Consider the following 15522-nt stretch of genomic DNA (forward strand, 5'->3'; position numbering starts at 1 on the left):
AATATCCAGTATGGAGCTGAGAATGCCTCCGGTCAATGGCCGTCGCCGGTATGATTCAAGCCGCCGCAAGGCAGTCGCAGAACAGACGCGCTCGCTGGTGCTTGATGTCGCAGAACAGCGGTTTCTGCGGGACGGTTTCGCCGGGACCACCGTGGCCAGCATTGCGGAACAGGCAGGAGTCTCACCCGAGAGCATCTACAAATCTTTCGAGAATAAGGCGGGCATCGTCCGGGCCATCTACGAGCGGGGTTTGACCGGCACGGGTGAGGTCGCCGCCTATCAACGCTCGGATGACGTCCGAGAGCGTATCGACGATCCCCGCGAGCTGATGCGCCAGTGGGGAACCCTTACAGCTGAAGTGGCCTCAACGGTCACTCCGATCCTCCTGCTGATCCGCTCCGCAGCCGCGACGGACTCGTCGATGGCCGGACTATTGGAGGCGAGTAACGCCCATCGGCTGGAGCGGATGAGGCATAACGCCGAATTCCTCGCCGACCGTGGCTTTCTCAAGAAAGGGGTCAGCCTGTCCGAGGTGACGGACATGATGTGGACGGTCAGCTCCCCGGAGCTGTATGAACTGCTTGTGCTCGAGCGACGATGGACGCCAGCGCAGTTCGCGACCTTCGTCGCGGACACCATGGGTGCGGCGCTGCTGCCGTAGCGAACCTAGCTTGAGACCTCGTCTCTGAATGCGTCTTCCCACGCTGACTCGCCCAGACCAGCGTCATTCGGCAAGCATTGATAGTCGTCCAGCGCCACGATGACGACGGGATCCTTGCCGGCACGGGTGATCACCACTTCTTCACGAAGGCCTCCTTGCATGCAAGTTAGTGTACGCACCGGAGAAGATGGAGCCATCAGGACAGCAGATCTGCCGCCTTCGCGTGGGTGCGCTGCGGTAATCGCGTGCCCGGCTCAAACTACCCCGGGACGGATACCCCTCGATAGGCTGAATCCTTCGACTACCGAGGGGTACCCGTGACAACTCATCAGCTGGAGCCCGGCCCTGACACGACGGTCCAGGTGTTCTCCCGGGACCTTCCGGCGGCGCTCACCGTGGAACCCGGCGATACGGTGCGCGTCCGATCCCTCGACGCGTGGGGTCACCTGCAGCGCCAGGCCTTCCCAGGCGAGGAGCAGCCTCAGCTGTTCGCCGATCGGAAGGGTCATTGCCTCACCGGACCGATCGCTGTCGCCGGAGCGCGGCCGGGTGACATGCTGGCAGTCACCTTTGCGTCGCTGACCCCGGATTCCTGGGGGTTCACCAACGCCGGACGCAAGGACGATGCTTTCACCCGGTTGCTCGCTGTTGAAGGCGGTACTCCGCAGTGGCTGCTGTGGGAGGTGGATGCCGGGCGGGGTATTGCGGTCAATGATCTCGGACAGAAGGTTCGGCTGGGTCCGTTCCTCGGCGTCGTCGGCGTTCCGCCCGCAGCCCATGGTGAGGTAACTACGACCCCGCCTCGGGCGGACGGCGGCGGGAACATCGATTGCCGGGAGCTGACTGCCGGGTCCACCCTTTACCTGCCAGTCACCGTTCCCGATGCGCTGTTGTGTGTGGGGGATGGGCATGCGGCACAGGGCGACGGCGAGGTGGGTGGAACCGCGATTGAGTGCGGTATGACCTCGGAACTAGTGCTTGACCTGATTCCCGATCCGCCGCTGACCTCAATCCATGCCGTGACGCCGACGTCGAGAATCACCTTCGGTTTCAATGCAGATCTGAACCTGGCCACGGCGGAGGCACTGAAAGCCATGCTGACGTGGATGCAGAGCCTGTTCGGCATGGACCGCACCCGGGCTCTGGCGTTGGCAAGCACGGTGGTAGACCTGCGGGTCACCCAGATAGCGAACGACACCTGGGGCGTCCACGCAGTACTGAAGCACGACGCCGTGGGGTAACTTTGCTGGCGCTCGTGGTGTGGCGCCTGTGCCGCCAGTGCTGCGTAACGAGATAGAGGACATTTAAACCGGGCACGCTGCCAGGGAGCGGTGGGCGGCCACGATACCGGGGTCAAGTTGGTCCGGCGCTACCCCGGAACGAGCGGAAGTCCCCGGCTCCTAGTGCCCCGGGGGCCTTCAGTGATGGTGCGGGAGCACTGGTTACGTTGGCTCGACGGCAGTTACCTGCCGTTCTTAGCGTGCCTCCGTCTCCTGGGGACGGGGCGATGACGGCGTACCTGCTGCATCGCCGTTGTCCTCGGCAGGCCTCCGAGTGGCCAGGCTGACGATCACCAGGGCCGTGACCGCCAGGGGAAGGGCGATGACGACGGCGTTGATCTCGGCGGCGCGGCCGGAGGACTGCCACACGACCGTCGCAATGCCGCCGACCACCATTCCAGCAATCGCTCCCCACGAGGTGGCACGCTTCCAGAACAGGGCGGCAAGCACCACGGGCGTGATGGCGACACCGTACATGGTGTACGCGTACATCTGAAGTGCGAGCACGCTCGGGAAGAACTGACCCATAACGTAGGCAAAGACAGCGACGGCGAGCACGGCCCAGCGGCCGAGCTTCAGGGCCTTCTGCGGATCGCGCGAGCTTCCGCGGCGCTGGAAGACGAGGTCGTAGACGATGTTACCGGAGCAGGTGAGCAGGTACGACGAGCCGGTGGTGACAATCAGCGCGAGCGCACCGGCGAGCAGGAGTCCGCCGATACCGAGCGGCACCAGGTCGGTGCCGGCGAGCCCGAGGATTGCCTGCCCGGGCTCGATGTCAGGTAGGAGAAAGGATGACGACGACGCGAGCAGGATAATTGTGCCCAGCAGCAGCACGGCGCCGACGAAGAAGCCGATCGTCGCCTTGCGGGCGGCGCCCTCGTTCCGTCCGGCGGCCAGGCGCTGGTGCATGTTCTGGTCGCCGAGGATGAGAAGGAACAGTGGCAGGAAGTAGCCCAGCAGCTGCACAGGAGTCAGGGTTCCGGTCAGGGACGTCAACGCGGGATCGAGGCGGTCCACGTAGCCGCCGATGCCGCCGACGTCGGCGATGAAGACGACAGCAAGGGTGCCCACCAGGGCAAACACGATCACGATGACGGAGATAAAGTCCGTCCACGCCACCGACTTGAGGCCGCCGCCAAGGGCGAGGAAGGTAATGAGGACCGCCGCGACGATCGTTCCCTGCGCTGCGCTGAGAGGCGTGATGATGCTGAGGATCGAGCCGGCACCGGTGAATTGGTAGGCAGTGATACCCACGAAAGCAACAAGGATGATGACGGTCGCGATAACCCGGACCACCTTGCCGAAGCGCGCTTCAAGCATCTCGGGGATGGTGTGGTGTGAAAGTCGCCTGACTTTCGTGGCCATAAAGTACAGGCATACGATGCCCACGACGGTACCCGCGAAGAAAAAGATACCGGCGACGGGGCCGTAGGTGTAGACGAAGCTTGCCCCGCCGATGATCGAGCCGGAGCCGACAAAAGTCGCCAGCAACGTACCGGCGAGGACGGGCGCGGGCAGGGAGCGTCCGGCCAGCATGAAATCTTCGCCGTCGGCGACAGTCTTCCTGCGGCTGAACCATGCGCCCACGAGGACCATGAGCAGGATGTAGCCCACGAGGATGAGTATGTGCACGGGTTGCATCGGAGATACCTTTTCATCGATTCCCGGCCGGAGTGCCGGGGCTTCAATGCATTCTGGTGTGATCCAGCTCGCTTTGCAATAGTTATTGCATAACTCGTTGTGAAAATTAACGAATCAGAAACGCGTCGGACGGCTGGCAGCGAAGACTAGGGTCAGGCCGGATCGACGAGGTCGAGTTCCCCCCAGAGCCCTTCTGTGTCGCGCAGGGCTCGCATTGTGCGGTCCGGGTCGACGGCGGAGAGCTCGGCCAATAGTGCCTGCACTGTGGCCACGGCGGCCACCGTGGAGGGCATGAATGTCACGCCCTCACTGGGTACCAGCAGGGCCTCTTCGGCGAGGTCGGTGACCGCAGTCTGGCGATCCGCAATCGCGACGATTCGGATGCCTCGGGCCTCGGCAATGCGGACAACTTCGAGGACGAATTTGCTCGATCGCCACAGGTTGCAGCTCACCAGGGCGTCGCCGGGCTTGAGCATGCGGAGCCGGTTCACCAGGGCAGTACCTGAGGCGGTGTGCAGCTCGATGTCTCTGCCCATCCACTGGCCGATGTGCGCCAGCTGGAAGCCCGCGCCGGCATAGCTGCCTGTCGCCAGAACAATGATGCGGTCAGCTGCAGCAAGGACGGCGGCGGCACGGGTGAGCTGCTCCGGATTGATGCTGTCGGCCAGCCGCGTCACGTTCCGTACGTCGTTGGTGAACGACGACCCCGCGAGTCCGGCGGAGGAGTTGCTGCGCTCGCTGAGCAGCTTTTCGGCGGTCAGGGAGGCGAGGTAGCGGTGCCGGAGTTCTGACTTCAGGGCAGACCAGCCGGAGAAACCGAGAAATTGGGCTGCACGGACCACGGTGGCAACGTTCACGTTCGCTCGGGCGGCAAGATCCTGCGTCGACATGAAGGACGCCCGGCCGGCATCCGTGCGAAGGATTGTGAGGACGGCGTCGATGCCTGGGCTTACCTTCCGTCCGAGCGTCAGCCCGTCCAACCACTCCGCAATCTGTGTCATCCCACATCCTCGTCTTGCAACAAGTGTTGCACCATCAGTTGTTTCTTGTCAGTATCGAATAAGACGTATCCCGCATCACACTCTTTGAGGAGCACCATGCTTGCCGCACAACCTTTGCACATCCGGAATGCCACCATCGTCGATATTGCGGAAGGCACTGCGACGCGGGACCAGACCATCCTCGTCGAAGAAGGTGTGATCACCTGGGTCGGCCCTAGCGCTGAGGCCCCTGCCGACTCTGACAGCAGGGAAACTATCGACGCGGGCGGGAAGTACCTCATGCCCGGGCTCATCGACGGCCATGTGCACGTGACGGCAGCGACGGCGGACCTCGGAGCGATGGCGGAATGGTCGCCCACCTACGTCGCGGCCCACACCGCCCGCAACATGAAGGCCATGCTGCACCGCGGGTTCACCACCGTGCGGGATGTAGCCGGCGCTGACTACGGCGTTGCCATGGCCGTGGAGGAGGGGCTTTTCGAGGGCCCGCGTGTAATCTTCGGCGGAAAGGCGCTGTCACAGTCGGGTGGCCACGGGGACATGCGCTCGATGGGCGGGAGCCTCGTCGATCCGCACCAGTGCTGCCCATCCATCGGCATCGTCTGCGACGGCGTGGATGCGGTCCGCAAGGCGGCCAGGGACCAGCTGCGCACCGGCGCCCACCACATCAAAGTAATGCTCTCCGGCGGAGTTGCCTCACCGACGGACCGGGTGGACTCCACTCAGTTCTCCGAAAGTGAGATCCTCGCAATCGTCGAGGAGGCCGAGGGATCCAACCGGTACGTCTGCGGTCACGCCTACACGGCTCGTGCGGTGAACCGTGGGCTCCGGCTGGGCGTCCGCTGCATCGAGCATGGCAATTTGATTGACGACGAGAGCGTGCGCCTCTTCGTCGAAAAGGGCGCCTACCTCGTGCCCACCCTCATCACATACGAGCGCCTCAAGGCTGACGGCGAGGAAGCGGGTCTGCCGGCTGCGAGCCGCGAGAAAGTCGACAGCGTTCTCTACGCAGGTCTGGAGGCACTGGACCGGGCCAACAAGGGCGGCGTGAAGATCGTCTTCGGGTCCGACTTGCTCGGCGCGATGCAGGTGCACCAGAGCCAGGAGTTCCGTATCCGGGCACAGGTGCAGACGGCACAGGAGGTGCTGCGCTCAGCGACGCTCACCGCGGCCGAACTGATTGGACTAGAGGGCAAGCTGGGCGTCGTCGCTCCTGGTGCCTTTGCGGACCTGCTGATTGTGAACCAGAATCCGCTCGACGACGTTACTGTGCTGGCCGATCCTGAAACAGCGATCGACGCCGTGATTCAGGGCGGGCGCATAATCCGCGAGCGGGCGTCTGTCGAGAGTGCGCTGGCCGTCTGAGCAACACGGCGAGACGTGGCCGGTTCGATGTGCTGAGCGCTCGTAGGGGCACCGCTTTGCCGGCCTGGACTAGCGCAGCACCCGCCGGGCCGCGTCCACTACCGCGTCCAGATGGATGCCGCGGAGAGCCATGACTTCCGCACCGGATCCTGACTCGCCGAACTCCTCGATTGACACCACCTCGCCGGCAGAGCCGGCCCACCGATACCAGGCGTCACCCCTTCCAGCCTCGATCACCACACGTGCAGTCAACGACGCCGGAAGCACCGATTCCCGGTAGTCGCGGTCCGCTTCACTGAACCATTCAACACAGGGCATGGACACGACCCGCGCGGCGACTCCTTCTGCTTCAAGTTGGCGGGCAGCCTCGATCGCGAGCGACACTTCGCTGCCGGTGGCGATCAACGCAAGGTCATTTCCGTTGCCGCTCTGCCACCGGATAAAACCGCCGGCTCTGGCACCGTCCGCTGTGTCGCCGTCGGACTCCAGGACCGGCACATCCTGCCTGCTCAGCACCAGCGCGACCGGCCGCTGCGGGGAGGCGAGGATGCGATGCCAGACGGCGGTGACCTCCACGGCGTCGGCGGGCCGGACGACGTCGAGGCCGGGCACCGTGCGCAGGGAAGCAATCTGCTCCACCGGCTGATGGGTCGGGCCGTCTTCGCCGACTGCCACTGAATCGTGGGTGAAGACGTAGATCACGCCGAGTCCCATGAGGGCGGCCAGTCGGATGCTTGGGCGCATGTAGTCGCTGAAGACCAGGTAGGTGGATCCGAAGGGACGCCACGGCCCGTGCAGGGCGATGCCGCTCAGAATTGCGGCCATGGCATGTTCACGGATGCCGAAGCGGATGAACTCGCCGCCCGGGTTGCCCGCCGAGAACGGTTTGCCGTCGACGGCGACATTGGTCGAGCCGCTCAGGTCGGCCGAGCCGCCCCAAAGCCGAAGCGATTCCTGCAGCGCCTTGATCACCGTGCCGTTGGTCTTGCGGGTAGCCATCGGGTCTCCCGGAGAACCCGCGGCGATTCCATCCAGCGGCGAAGCGTCGGTGGTGCCGGCACGGAAGGCGTTCCAGCGGGCAGCGGCTTCGGGCTGGTCAGCTTCCCACTCGCTGTGCTCGCGTTCCCAGTCAGCGTGCAGTTCGGCTCCCCGCTCAGAGGCAGCACGGGTGTGGGCGAGGACTTCGTCGTCCACCAGGTCGTCCAGCTCAGCGGTGGGGGAGTAGCCGAGCGACTCCAGGACGGCGGCAACCTCCTCCGCTCCGAACCCGCCTGAGTGCGCGGCGGGCGTCCCTCCGAACTTGGTTGAGGGGGTACCGATGACCGTTTTCACGGCCACGAGTGTCGGCTGACCGGTCCGTTCCGAGGCGGTGCGGAGGACTGATTCGATGGCGGTCAGATCGGTGGCATCGTCAATCTCGAGGACGCGCCACCCATAGGCGCGGTAGCGGGCGCGGACATCCTCCGAGAAGGTGCCGGACGTGTCCGCGTCGATGGTGATGCCATTGTCATCCCAAATGAGCACCAGGTTGTCGAGGCCCACACTGCCGGCCAGGCTCGAGGCCTCTGACGACACACCTTCCTGCAGGCACCCATCGCCGGCCACTGCCCAGACGGTGTGGTCCAGGTGATCCGAGCCCGCGGTGAAAAGTGCCGCCTCGTGCCGAGCCGCAATGGCCATCCCGACGGCGGAAGCAACTCCCTGCCCCAGCGGCCCGGTGCTCATTTCCACGCCAACGGTGTGGTGGACCTCCGGGTGGCCGGGAGTTCGTGACTTGAGTGAGCGGCTTGCCGCTAGGTCCTCGAGGGTGAGCCCGTACCCGGTGAAATACAGCTGAAGGTAGAGCAGGAGGCTCGCGTGACCAGCGGACAGTACGAACCGATCCCGAGCCGGCCAGTGCGGATGCTGTGGTGAATGCCTGAGTACCCGCGAGAAAAGCACGTGCGACAACGGCGCCAATGCCATCGCCGTACCGGCGTGTCCGTGGCCTTTTTGCTGGACGAGGACGGCTGGAATCGCCTGGGCAGCGGCGACCGCACGGGCGTCCAGCGGGGAAGGAAAGCCGACGATGGAAGAATCTTCTCTAGTCACGGACGCCACTTTGGTATACACCTGTACTTAAGTCAATGGTTGGATTTTGTGCGGCCGCAGTCGGCCGGGAGAAGGGGACGCAATGGTCAAGGGGATGGCAACGGGCTCAGGTGTGGCATTGAGTTTGATTCGATCGGGGCGCGCAACGACGCGCAATGAACTCATCGAGGTGCTCGGCTGGTCGCGGATCACCCTTGCCCGGCGGCTCGACGAGCTGCTCGCCGCATCCATCATCGTCAGCGTTGGCCAGCTGGACTCCCGGGGCGGAAGGCCGCCGGAAACCTTCGCCGTCAATGCCGGCGCCGGGCTGCTCCTCGCCGTCGATATCGGCGGCTCACATACCCGCCTGGCCATCACCGATCTCACATCGACGCTGCTGGCCGAAGATGAGGCCGATATCGGTCTCAATGAAGGCCCTACCGAGATTTTCGAATGGGCAGGGCAGGTCTTCGATTACATGCTCCGCAGCATGGGCAAGGAACGCAGGGACGTCGTTGGGATCGGTGTCGGCGTGCCGGGCCCTGTCGATGTGGCAACCGGACGCCTGGCCAGCCCGCAGGTCTATCCGGAATGGGACGGCGTGCTGGTCCGCGAGTATTTCAAGACCCGCTATGACCACGCGGTTTTCGCCGTCGACCGGGACGTGAACGTCATGGCGCTCGCCGAGGCGCGGCGGGCACCGAACGAGGAGCCGAACCTGGTGGTGGTGAAGGCCGGGATCGGGCTGGGGTTGGGTTTCGTCCTGGATGGCCGGGTCTACCGCGGAGCGCGCGGGGGTGCCGGTGACGTGAGCTGCCCGACGCTCGGCGGGGACCGCCTGCAGCGGTTGGAGGAGGTCGCGAGCGGCGCCGTGCTGAGAGCCAGGTTGCTGGAGCGCGGCTACAAGGTTCGCACCAGTGCGGACATCGTCGAGCTGGCCCGCCAGGGTGACCAGACAACGCTCTCCCTAATTGAAGAAACGGCGGCGATCATCGGGCAGACGCTCGCCGACGTCGTCGGTTTGTTGAATCCGGAAGCGGTGATTGTCGGGGGCAATCTGGCCCAGTCCGGAGATCCATTTTTGCTACCGATCCGGCAGGCGATTTTCGACGGCGCGAGGGACTTTGCCACGCGTGGCCTGGTGGTTGAACCAAGCCGGCTGGGTCACGCGGCAGGGGTAACCGGCGCGTCGCTGCTGGCCCAGGACGCGCTGTTCGAACCCGGCCGGATCAGTCGGATGACCCGAACCGGGACAGCCACATAGGTAAGCCGGTTGACGATAACAAAATGATTGCCACTTTGGGTTACTTGTAGACAAAAGATCCTTTGCGGCGGTAGCGTGTGACGTGCGACACCCCCTGCCCCCACCAAGCAAAGGATTTGCTGTGACCCTGAATCTTGCCGAAGAGCTGTCGTCGATCACCACGAAAGCGACGGCCTCCGACTGGAGGGCAGCAATCCGTCTCGCTGGTGACGGGCTGGTGGCCGGTGGCGTCACCACCGAGGCCTACACCGAGGAAATGATCACGGCTGTGGAGGAACACGGACCGTACATCGTGATTGCCCCCGGAATCGCGCTGGCACACTCCCGGCCGGCGGAGTCGGTCCTCAAGGGTGGCTTGAGCTGGGTCAGCCTGGAAACCCCCGTCGAATTCGGCCATGCATCGAATGATCCGGTGTCCCTGGTCATCGGGCTGGCTGCACTGGACCACACCGCGCATATCGAAGTGCTCAAAGCAGTTGCCGGCGTGCTCTCCAACAAGGAGGTCCGTGCACGGCTTGAAGCAGCGGAAACCCCGGATCAGGTCCGTGAGCTCCTCAGCAGCCTGGCCACCAAGTAAACCGACCTCATCACCCTGGACTGAAAGGCATCTCATGAAAATCGTCGCCGTATGTGGAATGGGCATTGGAACCTCAGTGCTCCTCAAGATGAATGCAGAGAAGGTTCTCGCCTCGCTGGGCATCGACGCGGAGGTCGAAGCCGCGGATATCGGTGTGGCGCGAGGTGCAGCCCAGACCGCGGACATCGTCCTCACCTCCGACGAACTCGCACCCGAGATCGGTGACGTTCCGGCGGAAGTCATCATCATTGACAACTTCTTCGATCTCGATGAGATCACCGCGAAACTCACGCCGGCCGTCCAGTAGAACTCTTCCGTCCAGAACAGTAGAAAAGGAGCTCCACGATGGAGTGGCTCGTTGTAGTACTGAATTTCATTGGTCAACAGGTTTTGAATGTGCCGGCCTACCTGATCGGCATCATCACCGCCATTGGGTTGATGGCCATGCGTCGCAACTCCGGGCAGGTGATCGGAGGCGCACTGAAGGCAGCGTTGGGCTTCCTCATCCTCGGTGCCGGTGCCGGCGTCGTCGTCGGTTCTCTTGATCCGCTCGGCGCGCTGATTCTGGCCGTGACCGGCGCCCAGGGGGTGATCCCCACCAACGAGGTTATTACCGCACTTGCCCAGGAAGAGTTCGGTGCGCAGAGCGCGTACGTGCTGACTCTCGGATTCATCGTGATGCTGATCCTGGCTCGCTTCACGCCGCTGAAGTACGTGTTCCTGACCGGTCACCACATGGTGTTCATGGCGACCATGCTCACCGTGGTGCTGTCGGTTGGATTCGGTGACGGCCTGAGCTGGCTCGTTGTGCTCATCGGTGCACTTCTGCTCGGTGTGATCATGGTGGTCATGCCGGCGTTCGCCCACCCTTGGACGAAGAAGATCACGGGTAATGACACCATCGCTATCGGCCACTTCGGCACCCTCGGCTACATTGCAGCCGGCGCAGCCGGCCAGGCTGTGGGCCGGCGGAGCAAGTCGACCGAGGACATCAACTTCCCGCAGGGGCTCAAGTTCCTCCGCGACTCGATGGTTGCCACGTCGCTTTCCATGGTCCTCATCTATATGGTGTTCGCGATCTGGGGCCTGATCGCCCTTCCGCTCGAGGAAGCCCTGGCAATCTTCGGTGCGGCAGACGCCGGTGCCTTCATCATGGCGGGCTTTGGGCTGGCGCTTCAGTTCGGTGTCGGCGTGGCGGTCATTCTCTACGGTGTGCGGACGGTATTGGGTGAACTGGTTCCCGCGTTCCAAGGCATCGCCGAGAAGGTTGTTCCCGGAGCCAAGCCCGCGCTGGATATCCCGATTGTGTTTCCGTTCGGTGCCAATGCCGTGCTGATCGGCTTCCTCAGCTCGTTTGCCGGCGGCCTGATCAGCCTGGGCATCCTTGCCATCTGGCTCAACCCGATGTTCGGACTGGCGTTGATTCTGCCCGGCATGGTTCCGCACTTCTTCACCGGCGGCGGTGCCGGCGTCTACGGCAATGCGACGGGGGGACGTAAGGGTGCTGTGATCGGTGGGTTTGTGAACGGCGTGATCATCACCATCCTGCCGGCGATCCTCCTGCTGGTGCTCGGCGAGCTTGGCTTTGCCAACAGCACCTTCGGTGACGCGGACTTCGGCTGGTTCGGCACCCTGATCGGTGTGAGTCTGCTGGGCGGCACCACACTCGGTGTCGTGTTGACCATCGTGATTGCCATGGCGCTGGTGAGCGTGGCTATCGTCTTCCAGCGCAAGTTCGTGGATACCGGTTGGATTCCAGGATCAAACCGCCAGGAGTGGCTGGATGGCCTGAAGGCCGAGGAGAAGGCCCGGGCCGATGCGGAGAAGGCCCGAAAGGCTGAGGAGCGGAAGGCCGCTACGGCGGCGAGCGCTGAAAGCGTGCCGCAGAAGTCAGAGTAGGGGGTTAGAGGCAGGAAGGGCGGCACCGGAAGCGGTGCCGCCCTTCCTGTAGGCGCCTAGCGCAATCAGGAACGGTCAGTCGCGTTGCAGTAGCGAGCGCGAGAATGCGCAGCCGTCGCGTTCAACCTTTAGAACGGCGAGTGTTCGCTCCGCGGGCGAGAGAGCTCAACTCCTTAGATTTGAGAAAACCAGCCAGTTCAATATTCCCGTCGGAAAGAACGCGAAGATCCAAACGATTCGGTACTGTCTCGGGTCGATACGACTCGTATCTTGGGGTGAGATGAATAAACTGCTGGTTGCTTGATCCAACCAGCGCTCTTCTGCTCTCTGGCAGACCAGCGACGTAGGGGCCGTCGACGAGAAGATCGGTGGCGCTGAGCAGGGATCGTGCTTCATCATCCCGTGTCATTAGTTCCTGGTAGCCATATCCGGTGAACGTGATGACACCTAATCCGGCATCTTGAGCCGCCCGCGCTAGCGCGGCGCAAGGGCCTGCTTGATCGAATGGTTCACCGCCAAGCAGGGTAATTCCCTCTGAGCCAGAGTGAAGCGCTCCGGAGACTAGCTCCTCCAGGTCGATCACGTCCCCGCCATTCGCATCGAACAGATGCGGATTTATGCATCCACGACAGCGGATGCTGCACCCCTGCACCCAGATCGCGGTTCGTTGGCCGGGTCCCTCAGCCGTGGTGCGATGCAATACGCGAGCCACACGAAGGAGTTCATTCATAGGTCGAGTCTGCGACTACCGCGGCTACGTCCGCCCTCGGCATCCTTCAAGGGTTCTGGTGTCCCAGCAAAAGAAACGACATTCCGGTGGGGGATCAGTAGGTGCGGCGGTATGCCGGTTACCGCTACCAACTGATCAAATGACTGATACGGCCCGCGCTGTTGACGAACCTCGAGAATGCGTTGCGCCGCACCATATTCGAAGCCAACGCGTTCGAAATCGGGAAGTTGCATCAGGTTGATATCTGATGTGGCCGTGGGACCGTGGTTCGCTTGATGGAAGATCGGTGTGGTTGCTGCTGGCGTTGAGAACGTTGGCGCGGGTGTGGGAAATGCAGCTGACGATGACTGAACGTCTTGTCTGACCCCTGTGGCCTGGCTGTACCATTTTTGGTCGGCATGGTGAGCCTTCCAAAGAAGCCATTTGCGATTGGTGGCGATGGACATCCAAGTCCCCGCGATCCAGTTCGCGATCATAATCCAGCCCCAAACGGTGCCTGCCGTTGACTCGACGGGTGCTTCTTTTGTGCCTGATTCGAAAGTGCCCGTTGTGGCGAGAAGTCCAATGGCAATGACACCGAAACCGATGCCGTAGCCAATCCAGCGCTTGTTCTTCGATCGGCCACCTCGGCTGAGGAAGTTCACGCAAGTTAACAGACCGAACGAAAGAATGCTCCAGAGAACGCCTAAGCTATTTCTCAATCTCCAAGTTCGTGAACACAATTTTTCCTCAGGAGTCATCTTTCATCCTCAACTATCGCTTCGAGCGGCTGAACCTGTGTCGTCGTGCTGGCGCTTCGATGGTAGTACTCCGGGGTGAGACGCGAATCGACAATCGTTGCGCCAGGGAACAACGCGGAAACGGTACCCAACTCGTCCATGCAGCTTGGTCCTTCATGGCCTTCAATTGTCGCCGAAATCTGACCGTCCGGGCTGACTGTGACCCTGATTCGTTTACTCATCTGCCCTGCTCAAAGACGAGTTGAACGGTTCCGTCATCCGCGCGCTCCTCAATCAGCGTCATTCCCATGGCTGTTGCTTGTTCACGCACCGCCTGGACAGTCCGGTATTGCAGGATGGTGCCGGTCGCGGCGTTAAGATCCTGCAGCATCGCGTCAGTCTTATGAGGCGCTTTGTCCACGCGGCCAAGGAAGATCTCGCCGACCCGCTGGAAGGTCACTGGCCCGTGGACAGTCCTTGCGGTAATTCTCCCATTTGATGCCTGCACCTTCGTGGCACCCAAAGCAAGGAGGGACTCCTCAAGCAGCTTCTGATCAGTGATACGGGTTGCTTTGCACTTTTCGCAGAGGTCTGAGCTGCGTGCTTGCTTGATCGCCGCCACAGCTGCAATCCCCAGCGGGATGAGTAGGACTTCCAAACTCATGAAAGGCGCTCCCTAAAACTCGATGCGGCGTCCGCCGCGCCATGACGCCACGTCACCGTCCGCGGACGAAGGAACGAGCGCCCCCTGATCATCAGCGGAAGTCGCAGCAACTGCTCGCTGGGAGGCCCAATCACGGATGAGCTTGATCTGCTCAGCCTGCGTAGTGGACAACGGGACGGTGTTGCGTATGGTTCTCATGAGGTCCGATTCCCGTAGAGCTCGTCGCTCTGAAAAGGCATCAAAGCAAGCGCTGACAACAGCTTCTGCAACTTCCGCACCGGAAAACCCGTTACTTTCCTCAGCGAGACGGAGCAAAAGGTCGTCCTCGATATCCAGTTCACCCGATGCTTTTGATTCAGGAGTCAGACGTTGTTGGAGCTGGATCTTCCAGATCACTTTGAGTTCGCTGACGGTTGGCAAGTCCACAAAGAAGATTTCGTCGAAACGCCCCTTGCGGAGCAGCTCCGGAGGAAGGCCGTCGATTTTGTTCGCCGTAGCGATGACAAACACAGGTTCTGATTTCTCTTGCAGCCATGTCAGGAATGTGCCGAAAACTCGCTGACTTGTGCCGGAGTCGCCACCACTCCCGCCACCGAATCCCTTCTCTATCTCATCGATCCAAAGAATGGACGGTGCGACAGCTTCGGCGAGTTTCAGGGAGGCTCGCATATTCTGTTCGCTAGAGCCGACTATGCCGGAGAAAACGCGACCGACGTCCATGCGTACTAGCGGAAGTTCCCACAAGGACGCCATGCACTTGGCAGTCAGGCTCTTCCCGCATCCTGGGACACCGGTAATCAGTACACCCTTCGGTGCGGGTATTGACCATTCCTGTGCACTCGCGAGCCACGATCCATTACGCTTGGTTAGCCAAGTCTTCAGATTTTCCAGACCGCCGATGTCGTCGATTGACCCGGAAGAATCAATAAATTCGAGTAGACCCGATTTCTTTATCGCTTGTCTTTTCTCGTCGAGGACAAGGGCTACGTCGCTCGCATCAAGGCGACCATCGGATGCTATGGCTCGTGCGAAAGCATTCTCGGCTTCCCCCAGAGTTAGGCCCTGTGCTGCCTGAAGCAAACGTTCTCGGTCATCGCCCGACAGATTCACGACTATTCTGCTCGCGTTAGCTGTGACGATGTCGTCAAGTACGGACTCGATTTCCTTCCTCCCCGGTAGCGGAAGGTCAAGAACTGTGACTTCTTTCTCAAGGTCTATTGGCAGTTGGAGAGCTGGGGCGACGATGATCAACGTGTGGGGCACGACTCCACTCCGGAAATCGTGCGCAGCATCCAATATGGCCCGCACGACTGTCGGTTCGACAGCCCGCGCATTGCCGCCGCCCAGTGAATGATGCAAGTCGTTGAAAACGAAGATTGTCGGGTCTGGGGCTCGCTTGGCGGCCGAAAGTGCTTCGACCGGCGACTGAGGTTTTCCTTGTTCACCGGGTAGGTGTAGCCCCTGACTCAAGGAGTAGGAGACTACCTTCCGCGGTCGCTTCAAAGCGGAATGAGCTGAGATGTCTTCCACAGTTTGAAGGACGCGCTGAGCTTCATGAGTTTCGACAAGAAGAACCGGGTGGCGAGCGCGAATTAGATCGACCAGATCCTCGCGGAACGTTGCCTTTCGTCGAGCTGTCACCAATTGCCCC

16 protein-coding genes are annotated in these 15522 nt (G+C 62.0%); 7 read left to right on the forward strand and 9 right to left on the reverse strand.

The window, feature by feature from the left end:
• Positions 1–22 precede the first annotated feature (22 nt).
• Positions 23–661 (forward strand): TetR/AcrR family transcriptional regulator, encoded by a 639-nt coding sequence (locus JOD47_RS11870; RefSeq protein WP_204534539.1) that lies wholly within the window; start codon positions 23–25, stop codon positions 659–661.
• Between the two features lie 5 nt (positions 662–666).
• Here JOD47_RS11870 and JOD47_RS11875 read toward each other — a convergent pair whose 3' ends face one another.
• Positions 667–822, reverse strand: coding sequence for a type II toxin-antitoxin system Phd/YefM family antitoxin (locus JOD47_RS11875; RefSeq protein ID WP_204534540.1), 156 nt, complete (start codon positions 820–822; stop codon positions 667–669).
• Between the two features lie 156 nt (positions 823–978).
• On the opposite strand from JOD47_RS11875, the gene JOD47_RS11880 reads away from it, so the two are divergent.
• Positions 979–1902 (forward strand): acetamidase/formamidase family protein, encoded by a 924-nt coding sequence (locus JOD47_RS11880; RefSeq protein ID WP_204534541.1) that lies wholly within the window; start codon positions 979–981, stop codon positions 1900–1902.
• Positions 1903–2136: 234 nt separating this feature from the next.
• Here the strand turns inward: JOD47_RS11880 and JOD47_RS11885 are convergent, their stop codons facing one another.
• Both JOD47_RS11885 and JOD47_RS11890 read right to left on the reverse strand, forming a co-directional pair.
• The gene (locus JOD47_RS11885; RefSeq protein WP_204534542.1) at positions 2137–3582 is read right to left on the reverse strand and encodes a sodium:solute symporter family protein; all 1446 of its coding nucleotides are present in this window, start codon (positions 3580–3582) and stop codon (positions 2137–2139) included.
• A 152-nt stretch (positions 3583–3734) separates the two neighbouring features.
• Complete coding sequence (locus JOD47_RS11890) at positions 3735–4583, reverse strand: MurR/RpiR family transcriptional regulator (RefSeq protein WP_204534543.1); 849 nt, start codon at positions 4581–4583, stop codon at positions 3735–3737.
• A gap of 96 nt (positions 4584–4679) precedes the next feature.
• Here JOD47_RS11890 and JOD47_RS11895 point away from each other — a divergent pair, with 96 nt between their 5' ends.
• Entirely contained in the window at positions 4680–5948 is a 1269-nt protein-coding gene (locus JOD47_RS11895) for a metal-dependent hydrolase family protein (protein ID WP_204534544.1), read from the forward strand.
• Between the two features lie 69 nt (positions 5949–6017).
• Here JOD47_RS11895 and JOD47_RS11900 read toward each other — a convergent pair whose 3' ends face one another.
• Entirely contained in the window at positions 6018–8039 is a 2022-nt protein-coding gene (locus JOD47_RS11900) for a transketolase family protein (RefSeq protein ID WP_204534545.1), read from the reverse strand.
• Between the two features lie 112 nt (positions 8040–8151).
• Here JOD47_RS11900 and JOD47_RS11905 point away from each other — a divergent pair, with 112 nt between their 5' ends.
• The 4 genes from JOD47_RS11905 to ulaA all read left to right on the forward strand — a co-directional run bounded on the left by JOD47_RS11905 (position 8152) and on the right by ulaA (position 11758).
• Positions 8152–9282, forward strand: a complete 1131-nt coding sequence (locus JOD47_RS11905) for an ROK family protein (RefSeq protein WP_307836401.1) — start codon at positions 8152–8154, stop codon at positions 9280–9282.
• Positions 9283–9403: 121 nt separating this feature from the next.
• The gene (locus JOD47_RS11910) at positions 9404–9859 is read left to right on the forward strand and encodes a PTS sugar transporter subunit IIA (protein ID WP_204534547.1); all 456 of its coding nucleotides are present in this window, start codon (positions 9404–9406) and stop codon (positions 9857–9859) included.
• Positions 9860–9893: 34 nt separating this feature from the next.
• Positions 9894–10166 (forward strand): PTS sugar transporter subunit IIB, encoded by a 273-nt coding sequence (locus JOD47_RS11915; protein WP_204534549.1) that lies wholly within the window; start codon positions 9894–9896, stop codon positions 10164–10166.
• A gap of 38 nt (positions 10167–10204) precedes the next feature.
• The gene (gene ulaA, locus JOD47_RS11920) at positions 10205–11758 is read left to right on the forward strand and encodes a PTS ascorbate transporter subunit IIC (protein ID WP_204534550.1); all 1554 of its coding nucleotides are present in this window, start codon (positions 10205–10207) and stop codon (positions 11756–11758) included.
• A 121-nt stretch (positions 11759–11879) separates the two neighbouring features.
• On the opposite strand, the gene JOD47_RS11925 is transcribed toward ulaA, so the two are convergent.
• The 5 genes from JOD47_RS11925 to JOD47_RS11945 are packed head-to-tail and all read right to left on the reverse strand — an operon-like array spanning position 11880 to position 15512.
• Complete coding sequence (locus JOD47_RS11925; protein WP_204534551.1) at positions 11880–12488, reverse strand: 4Fe-4S single cluster domain-containing protein; 609 nt, start codon at positions 12486–12488, stop codon at positions 11880–11882.
• Positions 12485–13228 carry a ComEA family DNA-binding protein gene (locus JOD47_RS11930; RefSeq protein WP_204534552.1) on the reverse strand — a complete coding sequence of 248 codons (744 nt, stop codon included), beginning with the start codon at positions 13226–13228 and terminating at the stop codon, positions 12485–12487. Before JOD47_RS11930 ends, JOD47_RS11925 begins: the two co-directional genes overlap by 4 nt.
• On the reverse strand, positions 13225–13449 hold the full coding sequence (locus tag JOD47_RS17910) for a DUF2997 domain-containing protein (protein WP_204534553.1): 225 nt from the start codon (positions 13447–13449) through the stop codon (positions 13225–13227). Before JOD47_RS17910 ends, JOD47_RS11930 begins: the two co-directional genes overlap by 4 nt.
• On the reverse strand, positions 13446–13871 hold the full coding sequence (locus JOD47_RS11940) for a hypothetical protein (RefSeq protein ID WP_204534554.1): 426 nt from the start codon (positions 13869–13871) through the stop codon (positions 13446–13448). Before JOD47_RS11940 ends, JOD47_RS17910 begins: the two co-directional genes overlap by 4 nt.
• Before the next feature lie 12 nt (positions 13872–13883).
• Positions 13884–15512 (reverse strand): Ycf46 family AAA ATPase, encoded by a 1629-nt coding sequence (locus tag JOD47_RS11945; protein WP_204534555.1) that lies wholly within the window; start codon positions 15510–15512, stop codon positions 13884–13886.
• Positions 15513–15522 lie beyond the last annotated feature (10 nt).

Origin of the sequence: Arthrobacter tumbae, from assembly GCF_016907495.1 — a bacterium.
Lineage (GTDB): Bacteria > Actinomycetota > Actinomycetes > Actinomycetales > Micrococcaceae > Arthrobacter_D > Arthrobacter_D tumbae.